The organism is Dyadobacter psychrotolerans, from assembly GCF_004349265.1.
Taxonomy (GTDB): Bacteria; Bacteroidota; Bacteroidia; order Cytophagales; family Spirosomataceae; genus Dyadobacter; species Dyadobacter psychrotolerans.
This window is the reverse complement of record NZ_SMFL01000004.1, coordinates 192,642-207,279: the sequence shown is the minus strand read 5'-3', so window position 1 is coordinate 207,279 and position 14,638 is coordinate 192,642. Positions and strand designations below refer to the sequence as shown.

Below are 14,638 nucleotides of genomic sequence, written 5' to 3'. Positions count from 1 at the left end.
GCAGCTTACAAACAGCGCCTTACTCATTTAAATCAGCGGAAAATAACGCTCCTGAATCACATTCATATGGTGAATCGGGTGACCAATAATTACAAATCCAAGTGCCAGAGCTGAAATTTCACTTTTGTAAGCAACACCTGAACGCAGCATCATTTCCTGGCTCATTCCCTGGTAGAGTGCGATTGTCGAGGCTCTTAAAACAGTAAATTCTGTCATTAAATCTTGCAATGTACGATTAGCAGCATTCGTATTTGCACCCAAAAGTTCTTCGTCATATCCTGGCAGGGCCGTTTTGTCATTTCTTGAAAACCGCAGCGCGCGGTAAGCCATGATCCGCTCGTTATCCGTCACGTGCTGAATAATATCCTTAATTGTCCATTTACCGGGAGCATAGACCTGATCTTTCAGCTGGGATAACTTTTCCATTTCATGGTAAACCTTATCTGGGCTGTACTTCTCAAAGGCTTCAAAAATATGAATGTTTTCAACCAAATTAATGTATCTGTCAAAAAAAGCAGGCATCGGGTTGATAAAGGATTTTTTCATGGTTGAAGACAAGTAAGGTTTTAATTATGAACAGCTTGCAGTTTATTATCATTTTGGGCAATCACCTGACGGTAATTCACTACAATTGCGAATGTATAAAATTCCTGTATAATTAAACGTCCCGGGCACCTCAATGGAATTTTTTGGTAAGATAATATGTCGTTCATGTAATTACTTTATGGTAAAAATCCCTAAAAAACAAGTTATACTTATATGAGCAAATCAATTTTAATCATAGGCGCAGGGCCGGGATTCAGTACAGGTGTAGCAGAAAAATTTGGATCAGAAGGATATACAGTCGGATTGATCAGCAGAAATGAAGAGAAACTTCAGACGCTCTCAGATGCTTTGAGCAAAAAAGGAATTACCAATTATTTCGCTGTCGCGGATGCAGGCGATCAGTCGGCACTTGAACATGCCATTTCGGATCTAAAAACCCAACTAGGGGGCGTTTCGGTGCTTCTTTACAATGCGGCGGCTCTTAAAAGCAAAGATATCTGGACGGAAACAACCGATGATCTGGTGCAGGATTTCAAACTAAATGTTGCGCACGCGCTGTATAGTGCCCAGCTTTTGCACGACGATCTGAAGGCAAATGAAGGCGCTGTTCTTTTAACAGGTGGTGGTTTGTCAAAAAATCCCAATCCTCAATATGGTTCACTGGCGCTGGGCAAAGCAGCCACCCTTAACCTTGCACTTCAGCTAAACAAAAGGTTGAAAGCGGATGGCATTTTTGCTGGTACGATAACGATAAACGGATTTATTCGTCCTTACAGCCCAACCCATTCGCCTGATATTCTGGCAGGAAAACTCTGGAAATTATTTCAAAACAGAACAGATGCAGAAGTTCAACATTAGTTAATTTGGACTTACCTGTTTAGGCTGATCAGAAACCTTTAATGGCATCTGATCAGCTTTGATATAAATTTAAGCAAGCTGTACTCCCATTTTACCCGCTTTATCTACCACAAATTTTCGTGCTTCATCGTATTCTTCCGGCGTTCGCAAATGTTCGAGCATAAAAGGTACCGGCCGGGGTAAAGCCACCACATTTCTAATATAGGTTTCATAATCAATTCCTCCTTTCCCCGGCATCGTTTCTGCCAAATGAACATCTTTGCCAATCAGATCTTTGGCATGACAGGACGTTATGTAACGTCCCAGTTTTTTGAAAGTATCGTCAATGATCGTTTTATTCTTATAGAATCTCTCCGGGCTGTTTAGGATGTTGGCAATGTCAACATGCGCACCAAATGCTGGCCGGTCAATTGCCTTGATAAACTTCAAATAAGAATCCGGCCCGTCAGGCAGGCTCCATCCCATCATCTCCAGTGAAAACTTTGCCGTTTTGGGTTTGACGGCATCAATTACTTTGCGGCAGTTCTCTACGGTTGCATCGAAATATTCTTTGGTTAAATTTCTCGGGTCAGGCCCGTCCCATTGTTTTGTATTATAAGATCCGCCGATGTTAACACAGTTAAGCGCTCCTATTTCCTCAGCAAGCGCCAGTCTTTGAATTACATAATCTAAATTTTTAGCCCGTTTTTCAATATCACTATCCAGCATGTTCACCCACGCACCTACTTCCGCAATCATGACGTTTCGATCAGCGAAAGCTTTTCGTAATTCTCTGATTTTGCCTGAATCGCCCGGATTTACATCTGGTACATAGGCAGCGCTGTAGCCCAGGCGCCGATGTTCTGCTGCCAGCTCAGCTGGATCCTCACTTTTAAGAAAAACCGGACCTCCCAGCCTCAACAAATTTGATTTTGCCTGCCTGTTATAGGAAAAGCCTGTCAGCGCCATGGTTGCGCCCAATCCGGCAAATTGCAAAAAATGCCGGCGTTCCATTGATTTCATTATGGCGATCGATTTAGCTACTTTCTTAAAACCAACTGCTTGTATCGTTCTCCTCATTTTAGTCAACCGGCCACTGAAATTTTTTAGAATTGAAAACACCTTTCACGGAAAAACACGTCTATCTTATTTAAAACAGCATAAAGTCAAAAAACAAAGCTATTTTTACTCATTCCTGACTTTGAAATAAACCTGATGATCAGCAACGACGCGGCTGTGCTTGGCCTTTTAATGGTAATTCTTGCCCTGATTTTTTATACTGCTTCTTTGCCTGGCAGGAGCTGGCAGCGCTTTTACTCGGTCATTCCACCCCTACTTTTATGTTATTTCATTCCCGGACTGCTCAACTCATTCGGGATCATCAACGGAATCACATCGCAGCTCTACCCAGTTGTTTCCCGTTACCTGCTTCCGGCTTGTCTGGTTTTATTCACGGTGGGAATGGACTGGAAATCACTGGCCCGATTAGGCCCTCAGGCTTTGATTGCCATGCTGGTAGGGACGGCTGGTATTATGCTCGGGGGACCGTTGGCTTTGTGGATCGTGGGTAGTTTTAGTCCATCAACCGTAGCTGGTGAGGGTGCAGATGCAGTATGGCGCGGACTGGCCACTATTGCTGGCAGCTGGATCGGCGGCGGTGCGAATCAAACAGCACTTCGGGAAGTATTTCATCCCAGCGACAAGCTGTTTTCTCAAATGGTGGCGGTCGATGTACTTATTGCCGAGCTCTGGATGGCTTTTTTGATATATGGCGCGGGAATTTCAGGAAAGATTGATACCTGGCTTTGTGCAGATAACCGCCAAATTGCCGAAGTGAAAGAGCAAATGGACAAAGACAATAATGCCAATGTCAGAATCCCGGCCGTAAGAGACTATATTTATCTGGCAGCTGTCGGATTTGGCGCAACCGGACTGGCACATGCTTTGGCTGAAATTATTACCCCTTATTTATCTGCAAACTATCCGGCACTGGAAAAATATAGTTTGACCTCTAACTTTTTTTGGGTTATCGGTATTGTCACCTTTATCGGGATCCTTCTGTCTGCAACACCGCTTCGAAAGTTGGAATATGCCGGAGCATCTAAACTTGGGGCCGTATTTTTATATATTCTGATAGCTACCATCGGCATGCAGATGGACCTGGGTGCAGTCGCAGACAATCCAGGATTATTTGCCATTGGTTTTATCTGGATCCTGATTCACGCAATCATTCTGATCGTCGTTTGCAGATGGCTTAAGATACCGTTTTTCTTTCTTGCAGTCGGCAGCCAGGCCAATGTGGGCGGCTCCGCCTCGGCTTCCGTCGTAGCGGCATCGTTTCATCCCTCATTAGCGCCGGTTGGTGTTTTGCTTGCAATTTTAGGTTATGCAATCGGCACATACGGCGGATATTTAACCGCTTTGATGATGCAATGGGTTAGCGAAGGATAATGTTTTGTATATTCATCAGGATAACTTTTGAAAAAAATGGAAGAAAAAGATAAGCTGGATAAAATAGTAGAGGCAAGGCTGAAACTAAAAGCGCGTTTTGAGGAGAAAATGAAAGATACACCGTCGGTTTCGGATCCCAGGCCGATGGGCACGGGTGAAACCAACCGTCACGGAATGCCAAAACTTCCGATCGGACAGATAAAAACAGTAAAATGGCCTGTATTGGATCTGGGTTTTAAACCAGACGTATCTTTGCTTCAATGGAAATTAATCATTGATGGTGAGGTGGAAAATCCGGTGGAACTCTCATGGAGGGATTTTATGGATTTACCTCAGACCGAAGATGTAAGTGATTTTCATTGTGTGACCACCTGGTCGCGGATGGACGTTCCCTGGAAAGGTGTCAAACTCGCTGATCTGGCAGCTTTGGTTGTCCCCAAGCCGACAGCTACACACGTACTGTGTCATGCATACGATAAATACACGACCAATCTCTCACTGGAAGAAGCCTTAAAAGAAGATGTACTGCTGGTTCACACGGCCGACGAAAAACCTTTGGAACGCGATCACGGCGGACCGGTACGTATGATCACACCGCAGCTTTACGCCTGGAAAGGGAGTAAATGGATAAAACGAATCGAATTTTTACCAAAAAATAAACTGGGATTTTGGGAAGAAAGAGGTTATTCAAATACGGCGTATCCCTGGAGGAATGACAGGTACAGTTAAATAATGAAAACCCACGGTGAGAGCCATGGGTCTTCATTTTAGCTTATATACTTTAATGGGCCGCAGAAGTATCCACTTTTCCTTTTCCGCTTTTTGTCCATAACACAAACGGAACACAAATCAGAAACATCAATCCCAAATATAGAAATACATCCATGTAAGACATGACCATAGCCTGTTTGGTTACAGTAAGGTCGAGAATTTTATAACCGCTATTCAGCGCAATATCAGGAGACATTCCTTTTGCCAGAAAAGTACGCTGCAAACCTTCTACCCGCTGCTGAACTGCCGGATTATTTACATCTAGTTTGCTTACCAGATCGTTGCGGTGAAGCATATTCTGACGGGCGATGAATGTTGTAATTACCGCAACTCCGAAAGAACCACCCAACTGTCTCATCATTCCGGTAAAAGCCGCACCTTCACCGATTTCACGTCCCTTCAAAGTTGAAAGAGCAAGCGTGGAAATTGGCACAAATAATAATCCCAAACCAATCCCTCGAACGATCAGCATATTAAAAAAAGCATCTTTACCCGTATCAGGAGTCAAAATCAAATAGCCCCAGTAACTATAAATAAAGAAGAATATCATTCCGGCTGCAACCAGATATTGCTGTTTCACACCTCGTTGCAGAAGTTGTCCTACCACTGGCATCATCATCGCTGTTACAATGGCTGCGGGCACCATCAGCATTCCGGATTGCGTTGCCGTCCAGCCCAGCGTTGCCTGGGTGTAAAGCGGAATAATAAAAGTTGATCCGTAAAGACCAAACCCCAGTATGAAGGAAAGAACCGTTCCAACTCTTAGGTTTCCGTTTGATAAAACACGCAGATTCACAATCGGATTTTTGTAGGTCATTTCCCTCCATACGAAAAAGAAAAAACCAAAAACGGTGGTAACAGTAAGCGCAGTGATGATCGGATCATTAAACCAATCTTCCTCCTGCCCTTTTTCTAAAACATATTGCAAAGACCCTACTGCAATTGCTAAAAGAACGATACCCCAGTAGTCAATCTCACTGGCTGATTTTTTCTCAGAATATTTCGGGCTTCTTACAAACTGAAGAGTTAGCAAAGCCGCAATGATTCCGAGCGGGATGTTGATGTAGAAAATGTAAGGCCAGCTGTAATTATCGACAATATAGCCTCCCAGCGGAGGGCCCAAAGTCGGACCTACAATCACACCAAGACCATAAATTGCCTGGGCAATGCCTCTTTTTTCAGGGGGATAACTTTCAGTGATCAATGTTTGTGCAGTCACCAGCAAAGCACCTCCTCCGAAACCCTGAATCAAACGGAAAAATACAAGCTCCCAGATGTTATCAGCCTGTCCGCAAAGAAAGGAGGCAACTGTAAAAATAATAATTGAAGCGGCAAAGTAATTCCTTCGGCCGAATTGCTGTGATAGCCAGCTGGTCATAGGAACAATAATAACGTTTCCAATCGCATAGGCGGTAATAACCCAACTTACTTCCGAGAGCGTTCCTCCCAAATTACCCCGCATGTCGTTGAGGGCAACGTTAACGATGGTCGTATCAACGATTTCCAGCAAAGCACACAGCACCGCAGTCAGCGTGATGATTACCCTCCGAAATCCGTATTCAACAAGCGATTCCTGTAATTCCATTTATTTAAGTTTTAAGTCAACAGTTTACAGTATACAGTATCTCAAATGATGTTCTGTTTACTGTGAACTGTGATCTGTTTGCCAAGAACTAGTCCAACTCTACGTCTACAAACACGTTCATACCCGGGCGTAATTCGGAAATAAATTCACCTTTTGATTCTTCAAACTCAATTCTAACCGGAAGTCGTTGTACGACTTTAACAAAGTTTCCGCTTGCATTATCCGGAGGAAGAAGGGCAAAACGAGCACCTGTTGCAGGTGAAAAAGATGCTACTTTTCCAACAAATTCATGTTCAGGATACGCATCCACATGCACGATAACACGTTGCCCCAGTTTCATTCTCGTAAGCTGTGTTTCTTTGAAATTAGCTACGACCCATGGTTTATGCGTCGAAATAATGCTGAACAAAGATTGTCCGGCCTGCAGATACTGTCCTACTTGGGCATTTACCTTTGAAACACGGCCATCGGTTGGAGCAGTAATCACAGTATAAGAAAGCGTTAGTTCTGCATTGGCAATTTCTGCCTGACGAACTTTAATGTTCGCATTAGCAATATTTGTTTGACGGGACGTAGCCTGCGTTTGTGAGCTAGCTGCTTTTGCCTGACGTTGAGCTGCATTTTTTTGTGCTTCCAAAACAGCCAGCTGACGTTCCGCTTTTTGCTTGGTTGCCTGCGCCTGCTCAAATTCCTGCTGCGTGATCGAATGGTCTTTAATCAGATTTTCATATCTGGCAAAATCCTGATTGGCTCTCCAGACATTTACTTTTGCCTCTTCAATCTGAGCAGCCACAACGGACACGTTTGCCTGATAGGTTATTCCGCTTGCGGCAGACGCAGACGTTGTTGCGTTGGCAGCAGTAAGGTTGCCCTCGGATCCTGCCAGACCGGCCCGCGCCTGTTCCAGTTTTATAATCTGGTCACGGTTATCTAAAACAATTAATGTATCTCCTTTTTTAACGGACTGGTTATCTTTCACCCGGATTTCTGTTACGTAACCCGATATACGCGGGATCACCGGACTAATATCGGAATCGATCTGTGCATCATCTGTTTCTTCATGATGCTGACCATGATTGTATTTGTTATAACCCCAGGTTCCCCCTACAATAACCAGTAATGCAAGTATGATGACGAAGGTGTAATTTTTCTTTTTTGGCATTTCTTCTGTTGTGATGTTCTGCGTGGTTTCCATATTAGTATGATCGTTCGAATGGATAGAATGTCTTTGATTTATATGTTAGTTGATTACACCTGCTGTTTGCTCTAACCGCTTGAAAGCAACTACAGCATCTGCTTTTGCAGCCTCGTAATCGATTCTTGACTGTACCTGTGCCACATCAGCATCCAGCAAATCAGTTGTGGTCACCAGGCTGTTATCATATTTATTTTTAGTGATCCTGTAATTTTCGTCTGCCTGCTCAACTGCCTTGGCATACACATCGATTTTTCTTTGACTCAGCACATAATTGTAGTATGCTGTGTTTACTTCCAGGTGAATACGGTCCAAAAGAATTTCTTCATTTGTTTTAAGCTGCCCAACCCTTACGCGCGCCTGTTCTATCTTCGTACCCGATTTCCAAAGAGATGCTACATCATATCTCACTCCGATTCCTGCGTTCATCGCATTTGGGATCATGGCAACACCCGGAATATTGAGCGCAACATAACCGGCAGTTAACGCTACACTTGGATAAAGATCTGCTTTGGCTGTTTTGATATCTGAATCTGCTGCCTTTTGACGAATGCCGTTGGCAGCAATGTCTTTGCGGTGTGAAAGTGCTGTTTGTTCCCATTCACTTACGTTTCCGGCCGCTTTCAGCGAAATAAAACTATTTGAATCGGCAACAAGGGCAGTGTTTTCAGGTAGGCCCAGTAACAAACCCGTATTAACCATCGTAATTTTCAAATCGTTCTCTGCATTAAGTAAAGCCAGCTGCACATTGGATTCCTGTAATTGAGCCTTCATCAGATCATTACGTGCAAGCAACCCATTTTTTTCACGATTTGTAAATTCTACTACCCTTTCATGCTCACGTTTCAGGTTTTCCGACACCAGATCAACCGCCTTTTTTGATTTATATAAATTACTGTAAGCCGAAATTGTATTTTGTATCACCGCATCACGATCATACTCCGAATCAAGCTTGGCAGCCTGTTCCAAATAACGGGCAGATTCAAGTCCGTATTTAAATCTGAATCCCGAAAATAAAGGAAGTGAGGCGCTCGCCATTCCGTACATAGCCTGGTGTACCTGAAAGGAGCTACCAGAAGATGTACTGTCGCTTTGTCTGATTTTTAAATCAATGTTAGGCGAATTCAGACGCAGATAAGAGGCCGAGACACTAAGGCTTGGCAATTGATTATCTTTAATCTGCCGAATGTTCAAAGCTGCCAGATCTACATTTGTCTGGCTTAGTTTTAACTGTTTACTATTTTTCAAACTCATTTCTACGGCTTGCTCCAAAGTTATTGTTTGGGCAGTTTGTGCGTTGGAACGAGATGTCGCGACAATCAAAACAAAAAAGACTGTCAGCGATAGCATGTTTCTAGTGCTGATTCTGATGTTCATTGGATACTGTTAATTTAAATAAATTCTTTAGATGCTGACTCAGTTTGCGTTTCATTAAGTTTTGGAATTCTTCCTCACTCAAATCTTCCAGATGGTTTATTTTTCTGTAAAAATGCTGCGTGGCAATGGCCTGATTAATCGTGCCGTAAAGGGTTGTGGTCATCAGGCTGAAATCTATATTTTTCCGAAAAACACCGGCATCCTGACCTCCTGTTATCAGCGTCTGCATTAGTTCTGTATTCTTCATTTTAAGGTTCATGATGTGGTCGGAAATAATTGGCGTCCGCTCTGAAGAGAGTTGTTCACGCATCATGATGTTATGAAAGCATTGATTCCCCATCAGCCGTTCAATCACACTATCTATCAAAATATAAACCTTCTGTATCGGAGTCAAATCATCATTTGATATGATCGTTTCAATCCTGGACCGTGACTCCACGGTACGAATCTTAAACAATGCTTCGATCAGCTTTTCTTTTGATCCGAAATAATATGAAATCATCGAAACATTAATATCTGCCTCCTGAGCAATGTCCCTGACCGAAGTGCCGGAAAATCCCTTTTGTGCAAAGAGCCTTTCGGCAACTTCAATGATCTGTATCTGCTTTGCGTTATAATCCATTATCCATTGCTCTTTACCTGATTATAATTGACTTTTGTTAATTAACAATGCAAACGTAACAGATAGAAAAATAAAAATCAAACGATCGTTTGATTTTTACAAACAAACGTTTAATTCATTCAAGGATTTATCAAATTAATACCATTAAAATTTTTTAATCTCGTATAGGTCAATTGAAGAGCCGCCCGGCTCGTAGACAAAATAATGAACCTGAACCGGTCGGCACAAATAAGCAGAAGCGGTTATAATGATGGGGTAAAAAACGGAAAGATTAACTGTTTATCGACATCGTGAAGCTATTTTACTCTTTCGGGATTCTCACTTACAAACGCACCCCAGCCGCCTTTTTTTGATTTTTTGGAAGATGACGTCGAAGAGGAAGCAGGCGAGTTAGCATGGTAATGGTGACAAATAGCAATTGCTATCCCGTCTGTTGCATCCATAAACTCTTTGCTAAGCTCCATGTTGAGAATCTTTTCGAGCATGTAAGCGACCTGTTCCTTCGAAGCACTTCCACTGCCTGTAACGGACTGTTTTACTTTTTTTGGTGAATACTCAACAATCGGAATATCACGGGATAACGCAGCGGCCATTGCCACCCCCTGAGCTCTTCCCAGTTTAAGCATTGACTGCGGGTTTTTACCATAAAACGGATCCTCTATTGCCATCTCATCGGGAAGATAGTCCGTGATCAGCTGTGAGATTCGTTCAAAGATTTTCTTTAACTTCAGTTCGTGGGTAGTATATTTGCTTAAATGAATCACACCATACTGAACCAATGTAATTTGCTGCCCTTTCACAGAAATCACGCCATATCCCATTATCTGGGTACCAGGGTCTACACCAATAATCACCTTTTCGGTAGCGTCTGCCTGCTGCATTTTTATCATGGTGCAAGATAAGGAACTCTCCACACCAAAAGAAAAAAGAAGTCTCAGAAAACTGCTGTGGGCGGGCAAGCTTCTGGTCACCCTGCTGATTTTAAGCTATATATACAACACATTTCGAAATGAACAAAAAGGAATTGCTGATGTTGCGCATGTTTTCAGTAAAATCCTGATACCTGCAAATTGGCTGAAACTTACCTGCATGGTATTGCTGGTGCCAGTCAATTGGGCTTTGGAAAGCTTAAAATGGAAACAGCTTGCGCAACGGGTGGTTGTATTGAGTTTCTGGGATGCTTTCCGCGGAATTTTAACCGGACTGGCGATCGGTGTGGCTGCGCCGGCCCAGTTGGGCGACACAGTTGGACGTATTGCAGTGCTCAAATCAGACAATCGCTTAAAGGCCATTGGCGCCGCATTGGTTTCTAATGGCATTCAATTCTATGTATCTGTGCTGGCAGGCGCCATCGGCTGGATCGTAACCAGAAAACAACTGCCAATTTCTAATTCCGCTGCAAATTTGCTCGATTTGCTTTTAGGCCTCACCGTTTTGATTGGCGTGGTTTTGATGGTCTCGAGAAAAAAGCTGGTTTACTGGCATCCATCGAATAAATACCTGCAAAAAATTCAGAGTTATCTACACATCGTCGGAGTTTACACAACGTCGGATTTGCTGAAGGCAACAACTTATGGAACGTTACGTTACCTTGTCTTTCTAACCCAGTTTATACTGGCGATATCCTTTTTTGATTTTCCCCTTGATTACTTCGAGCTTGCCAGTTGCGTGTCCCTCGTTTTTTTGGCCAAGACACTTATTCCCGCTGTAAACGTTATAGGAGATCTTGGTTTAAGAGAATTTACCGCACTATTTGTGTTTAAACAGTATAATCTACCAGCGGAAGAAATTATAACAGCAACATTTTTGATCTGGGCAATAAATGTCTTAGGTCCAATTCTGGTTGGTATAGTACTGGTCTGGAAATATAAATTCAAGAGCATCATCAACATCCAGCCCTGACATGCAGCAACTTTTATCCGTGCTTATAGTTTCAATCTGGCTGTTGCTGATCAGCTATGCAGTCTTTACGTTAGTTCTGCAATTTTTATGGAAGCGGTTACCCGCCAAATTTCCGAATAATGTGTCGGCAGATTTCATTTCCGTGATCATACCAGTCCGCAATGAGGCTGAAAATATCCTGCAACTTCTATCAGATTTAAATAGCCAGACCTTCCCTTCAGCACAGTTTGAAGTGCTTGTTATGGACGATGGTTCGACAGATCTGACAGCTTCCATTGTGCAAAGCTGTTCAGTGGAATTTGATATATTTATCAGATTGATTAGTATCCCTGACACGCCGACAACTTCTCCAAAGAAACGGGCGATCGAAACCGCCATTGCGCAAGCTAAGGGCAATTTGATTCTGACAACAGACGGCGACTGCAGGGTTGGTACGGGATGGCTGGCTGCATTCGCTGCATGCCACAGCTCCTCCAATGCTAAGCTCATCAGCGGTCCTGTAACCTTTGTGGAAGAGGAAATGGTAACTGATCATCTTCAAACAGTCGAATTTTCCAGTCTGATCGGAAGCGGCGCCAGCGCTATTGCGGCGGGATATCCTTCTCTTTGCAACGGAGCCAATCTGGCTTACGAAAAAAGCGTATTTTATGAAGTAAACGGCTATGACGGCGTAAGGCATATCGCTTCCGGAGACGACGAATTCCTGATGCATAAAATCGCTGCACGATATCCGGACCGAATCCACTTTTTAAAGGATCCCGAAGCAATTGTCCGCACCAAACCACACAAACAATGGGAGCTATTCTTTCGCCAAAGAAAGCGATGGGCAAGCAAATGGAAACATTATCAAAGCAAAACACCCTTGATACTGGCCCTGTATATATTTCTATGTAATTTCTCCTTTATTGCAACCATCATCCTATTCTTAACCAATCAAATCGGTGCTTATAACCTGGGCGCCCTGATTGCTTTAAAATGTTTGCCTGAATGGCTTTTCTTAGGCAGCGTACTTAGTTTTCTGGGAAAGCGCAGGTCTATTTTTTATATCCCCCTGACACAAACTTTCTACCCGTTTTATGTATGCTTTTTTGGGCTCGCTGCGCAGAAACCGCAGTATGAATGGAAAGGAAGAAAACTTAAATAAAAAAACTTCCGAAGATGACTCCGGAAGTTTTAAGTTCACATAACGCTATAAAGCCTTACTTTTTAAGAATCTTGGAAGTGTGTTTACCTTCATTGTTTACTACATTGACGATGTAAAGTCCCTGCGCGAAATTCTGCACATTTACTTTAAAGTCCGTAAGACTTGTACCGGGAAGCATCTGATAAACCCTCTTTCCTTCGGCTGTGATGATTTCCATTGCTTTTATAGGGGAGAAGCTTTTTACATTAATCTCATCCTGTGTTGGGTTAGGATAAAAATCAACCGAAAGTCTTGCATCACACTGCCCGGCGTCCACACTTCTCACAGAACTGTAATCAGCAGTCTGGTCAAGATCTACTTGCTGCAAACGGTAGTAGAAAAATTTTGAAGGCGCATTGTTTTCAGATGAAAATGGAGAATCCATGTAGCTGTATTCTTTATTTCCTTCAACGTAATTGACACGACTTACCGAAGTATAATTTTTCGCGTCAGCCGAACGCTGCACAACAAAGTGTGAAAAATCCTTCGCATCAGCTACTTTCCATTTAAGCTGGACATTGCAGTTTGCTTTTTCAGCAGTGAAGCTGGCAAGTGTAACAGGAAGTGAGCCTGAGATTGGTCCGGCAGTACACGTACTTGTTGCAGCAGGATATGTGATCGAAACCGTTTCAGAAGTCGTAACAGTAACCCTGATCTTAGCGCCCGGATCCAGGATACTTGAAAACATATCTTCTACTTTCACCCATTTGCTTCCCTGCAAAGCCCATCCCGGCCAGGCAACACCCACTCCTTCGCCAGACACGGCAGCACCCGGGAACAAAATGTTACCACTCAGCGGCTGGCTGTTATTTTCGTGGATTACTTTTCCTGCTGAATTGATCCATTCGATTTTAGCAGATTCGCCTGTTGTACTAAAATTCGCCGTAACTGAATAGGTCAAATACGGAGCACTTTTCACACATTGAGATGCAGCTGTAACACTAATCTTTTTTACAACCGGCTCCGCAATTGATGGTAGTAAAGGGAAGAAGTGAATTTCTCCGCCATTGTGCATTAAACTATTTGCAATAACCTGCCCGTTTATATTGTTTGATCCCTCTTTAACCAAATTCGCTTTTGGGGCCAGAATTGTTCCGTTGATCTCTGTACTTCCTGAAAGTGTAACAGTTTCGGTTGCATCGGGAAAGTTATACACTACATAGCTGCCCTGCGAGGATGCCAGACCGCCAAACTGCGGGAAACGGATCGTATTGCCTTTGCTTGCAACGAACGCAGGATAGTTGATTATGTTGATGATCAGGCCAAAAGGTCCGGTGTAGTTTTTATCTCCGGCCTGAAATCCCTGCGGAATACCTTCGATGTTACTGTTTTGAATACTGTTCCAAACTTCGGCAGATACAGTCAAAACGTTGATTTTAGTTGGATCAACAATTATCTTCGGGTTATTATCTATTGCTGACGGAGTAAGATATGGCCCCATTGGTGCACTCATTTTTATTTTACCATTCTGATCACGAATTGGCAGGTTATCAGCCATTCCAGCCAATTGTCCGGATCTGGCCACGAGTTTGGTAAAAGCACCGTCCACATCAATCTGTCCTGATGCAGTTCCGAAGATAGTATTATCACAAACCTGATTGACCACACCATTGGTAGTAAACATATTTACATTGGCATTGATGTTAATGTTAGGACTGGAATCATAACCACCTGTCGAAGATGTAATACGAATGTTGGAAGCAGCATTGTTATTGTCTTTATACCAAACTTTGAGATTTGTCAGGCTTGCATCGTTTGGCGCACACTGTCCGACCTTTATATAATTGTTACCATTAATTGCCAAACTTCCGTTATTAAGCTTAACGCCTCCCCTAACTGCCAGTGCTATTGAAGCATCGTTTACTTTATACACACCAAGCTTTGAATCGAAACTGATTTGATACTGATTGGTGGTAACGTTACCGCCGATTGCTATGGGCCCTTCCGATTCATGCTGGCTTAACGTAGCATTACCTTTCACAAAAACATTAAAATTCATTGCTGCACTGGTTGGGCTTTGTGCTTTTACTTTATTGGCAGACAGTGCATAACAAGCTAGTAAAAATAGTAGTGAGTATTTGAGTGACATTGTTGAATTAAGTTGATTTGAGTTTATCTTTTCACTCAACAAATGTATATGCATGCTTAAAGGCTCTCTACTTTTTTGTG

13 protein-coding genes are annotated in these 14,638 nt (G+C 42.9%); 5 read left to right on the top strand and 8 right to left on the bottom strand.

Annotated elements, in window-relative coordinates:
- Positions 1–27: 27 nt before the first annotated feature.
- On the bottom strand, positions 28–546 hold the full coding sequence (locus E0F88_RS12570) for a DinB family protein (RefSeq protein WP_131958607.1): 519 nt from the start codon (positions 544–546) through the stop codon (positions 28–30).
- A 213-nt stretch (positions 547–759) separates the two neighbouring features.
- On the opposite strand from E0F88_RS12570, the gene E0F88_RS12565 reads away from it, so the two are divergent.
- Positions 760–1,404 carry an SDR family NAD(P)-dependent oxidoreductase gene (locus tag E0F88_RS12565; RefSeq protein ID WP_131958606.1) on the top strand — a complete coding sequence of 215 codons (645 nt, stop codon included), beginning with the start codon at positions 760–762 and terminating at the stop codon, positions 1,402–1,404.
- A gap of 69 nt (positions 1,405–1,473) precedes the next feature.
- Here the strand turns inward: E0F88_RS12565 and E0F88_RS12560 are convergent, their stop codons facing one another.
- Complete coding sequence (locus E0F88_RS12560; protein WP_131958605.1) at positions 1,474–2,406, bottom strand: sugar phosphate isomerase/epimerase family protein; 933 nt, start codon at positions 2,404–2,406, stop codon at positions 1,474–1,476.
- Between the two features lie 192 nt (positions 2,407–2,598).
- Here E0F88_RS12560 and E0F88_RS12555 point away from each other — a divergent pair, with 192 nt between their 5' ends.
- The gene (locus E0F88_RS12555; RefSeq protein ID WP_131958604.1) at positions 2,599–3,834 is read left to right on the top strand and encodes a DUF819 family protein; all 1,236 of its coding nucleotides are present in this window, start codon (positions 2,599–2,601) and stop codon (positions 3,832–3,834) included.
- Between the two features lie 36 nt (positions 3,835–3,870).
- Positions 3,871–4,563: a molybdopterin-dependent oxidoreductase gene (locus tag E0F88_RS12550; RefSeq protein ID WP_131958603.1), complete on the top strand. Its 693-nt coding sequence runs from the start codon at positions 3,871–3,873 to the stop codon at positions 4,561–4,563.
- Positions 4,564–4,615: 52 nt separating this feature from the next.
- On the opposite strand, the gene E0F88_RS12545 is transcribed toward E0F88_RS12550, so the two are convergent.
- The 5 genes from E0F88_RS12545 to ruvC all read right to left on the bottom strand — a co-directional run bounded on the left by E0F88_RS12545 (position 4,616) and on the right by ruvC (position 10,274).
- A complete protein-coding gene (locus E0F88_RS12545; RefSeq protein ID WP_131958602.1) occupies positions 4,616–6,190 on the bottom strand; it encodes a DHA2 family efflux MFS transporter permease subunit in 1,575 nt (524 codons plus the stop codon).
- 88 nt (positions 6,191–6,278) lie between these two features.
- Positions 6,279–7,385, bottom strand: coding sequence for an HlyD family secretion protein (locus tag E0F88_RS12540; protein WP_131958601.1), 1,107 nt, complete (start codon positions 7,383–7,385; stop codon positions 6,279–6,281).
- Positions 7,386–7,430: 45 nt separating this feature from the next.
- Positions 7,431–8,762 carry a TolC family protein gene (locus tag E0F88_RS12535; RefSeq protein WP_165940053.1) on the bottom strand — a complete coding sequence of 444 codons (1,332 nt, stop codon included), beginning with the start codon at positions 8,760–8,762 and terminating at the stop codon, positions 7,431–7,433.
- A complete protein-coding gene (locus E0F88_RS12530) occupies positions 8,740–9,384 on the bottom strand; it encodes a TetR/AcrR family transcriptional regulator (protein WP_131958600.1) in 645 nt (214 codons plus the stop codon). Before E0F88_RS12530 ends, E0F88_RS12535 begins: the two co-directional genes overlap by 23 nt.
- A 296-nt stretch (positions 9,385–9,680) precedes the next feature.
- Positions 9,681–10,274: a crossover junction endodeoxyribonuclease RuvC gene (ruvC, locus tag E0F88_RS12525; RefSeq protein ID WP_374756312.1), complete on the bottom strand. Its 594-nt coding sequence runs from the start codon at positions 10,272–10,274 to the stop codon at positions 9,681–9,683.
- Between ruvC and E0F88_RS12520 the strand changes: the two genes are divergently transcribed.
- On the top strand, positions 10,273–11,286 hold the full coding sequence (locus tag E0F88_RS12520) for a lysylphosphatidylglycerol synthase domain-containing protein (RefSeq protein WP_131958598.1): 1,014 nt from the start codon (positions 10,273–10,275) through the stop codon (positions 11,284–11,286). The genes ruvC and E0F88_RS12520 overlap by 2 nt on opposite strands.
- Position 11,287: 1 nt before the next feature.
- Positions 11,288–12,430 (top strand): glycosyltransferase, encoded by a 1,143-nt coding sequence (locus E0F88_RS12515; RefSeq protein ID WP_131958597.1) that lies wholly within the window; start codon positions 11,288–11,290, stop codon positions 12,428–12,430.
- Between the two features lie 55 nt (positions 12,431–12,485).
- Here the strand turns inward: E0F88_RS12515 and E0F88_RS12510 are convergent, their stop codons facing one another.
- The gene (locus tag E0F88_RS12510) at positions 12,486–14,558 is read right to left on the bottom strand and encodes a choice-of-anchor A family protein (protein WP_131958596.1); all 2,073 of its coding nucleotides are present in this window, start codon (positions 14,556–14,558) and stop codon (positions 12,486–12,488) included.
- Positions 14,559–14,638: the final 80 nt, after the last annotated feature.

What these genes read in the sequence shown, in the direction of transcription:
- E0F88_RS12530 (WP_131958600.1), bottom strand. Translation starts at nt 9,384, where the DNA reads ATGGATTATAACGCAAAGCAGATACAGATCATTGAAGTTGCCGAAAGG.
- E0F88_RS12565 (WP_131958606.1), top strand. Translation starts at nt 760, where the DNA reads ATGAGCAAATCAATTTTAATCATAGGCGCAGGGCCGGGATTCAGTACA.
- E0F88_RS12520 (WP_131958598.1), top strand. Translation starts at nt 10,273, where the DNA reads ATGGTGCAAGATAAGGAACTCTCCACACCAAAAGAAAAAAGAAGTCTC.
- E0F88_RS12535 (WP_165940053.1), bottom strand. Translation starts at nt 8,762, where the DNA reads ATGAACATCAGAATCAGCACTAGAAACATGCTATCGCTGACAGTCTTT.
- E0F88_RS12545 (WP_131958602.1), bottom strand. Translation starts at nt 6,190, where the DNA reads ATGGAATTACAGGAATCGCTTGTTGAATACGGATTTCGGAGGGTAATC.
- E0F88_RS12515 (WP_131958597.1), top strand. Translation starts at nt 11,288, where the DNA reads ATGCAGCAACTTTTATCCGTGCTTATAGTTTCAATCTGGCTGTTGCTG.
- E0F88_RS12550 (WP_131958603.1), top strand. Translation starts at nt 3,871, where the DNA reads ATGGAAGAAAAAGATAAGCTGGATAAAATAGTAGAGGCAAGGCTGAAA.
- E0F88_RS12510 (WP_131958596.1), bottom strand. Translation starts at nt 14,558, where the DNA reads ATGTCACTCAAATACTCACTACTATTTTTACTAGCTTGTTATGCACTG.
- E0F88_RS12555 (WP_131958604.1), top strand. Translation starts at nt 2,599, where the DNA reads ATGATCAGCAACGACGCGGCTGTGCTTGGCCTTTTAATGGTAATTCTT.
- E0F88_RS12570 (WP_131958607.1), bottom strand. Translation starts at nt 546, where the DNA reads ATGAAAAAATCCTTTATCAACCCGATGCCTGCTTTTTTTGACAGATAC.
- E0F88_RS12560 (WP_131958605.1), bottom strand. Translation starts at nt 2,406, where the DNA reads ATGAAATCAATGGAACGCCGGCATTTTTTGCAATTTGCCGGATTGGGC.
- E0F88_RS12540 (WP_131958601.1), bottom strand. Translation starts at nt 7,385, where the DNA reads ATGGAAACCACGCAGAACATCACAACAGAAGAAATGCCAAAAAAGAAA.
- ruvC (WP_374756312.1), bottom strand. Translation starts at nt 10,274, where the DNA reads ATGATAAAAATGCAGCAGGCAGACGCTACCGAAAAGGTGATTATTGGT.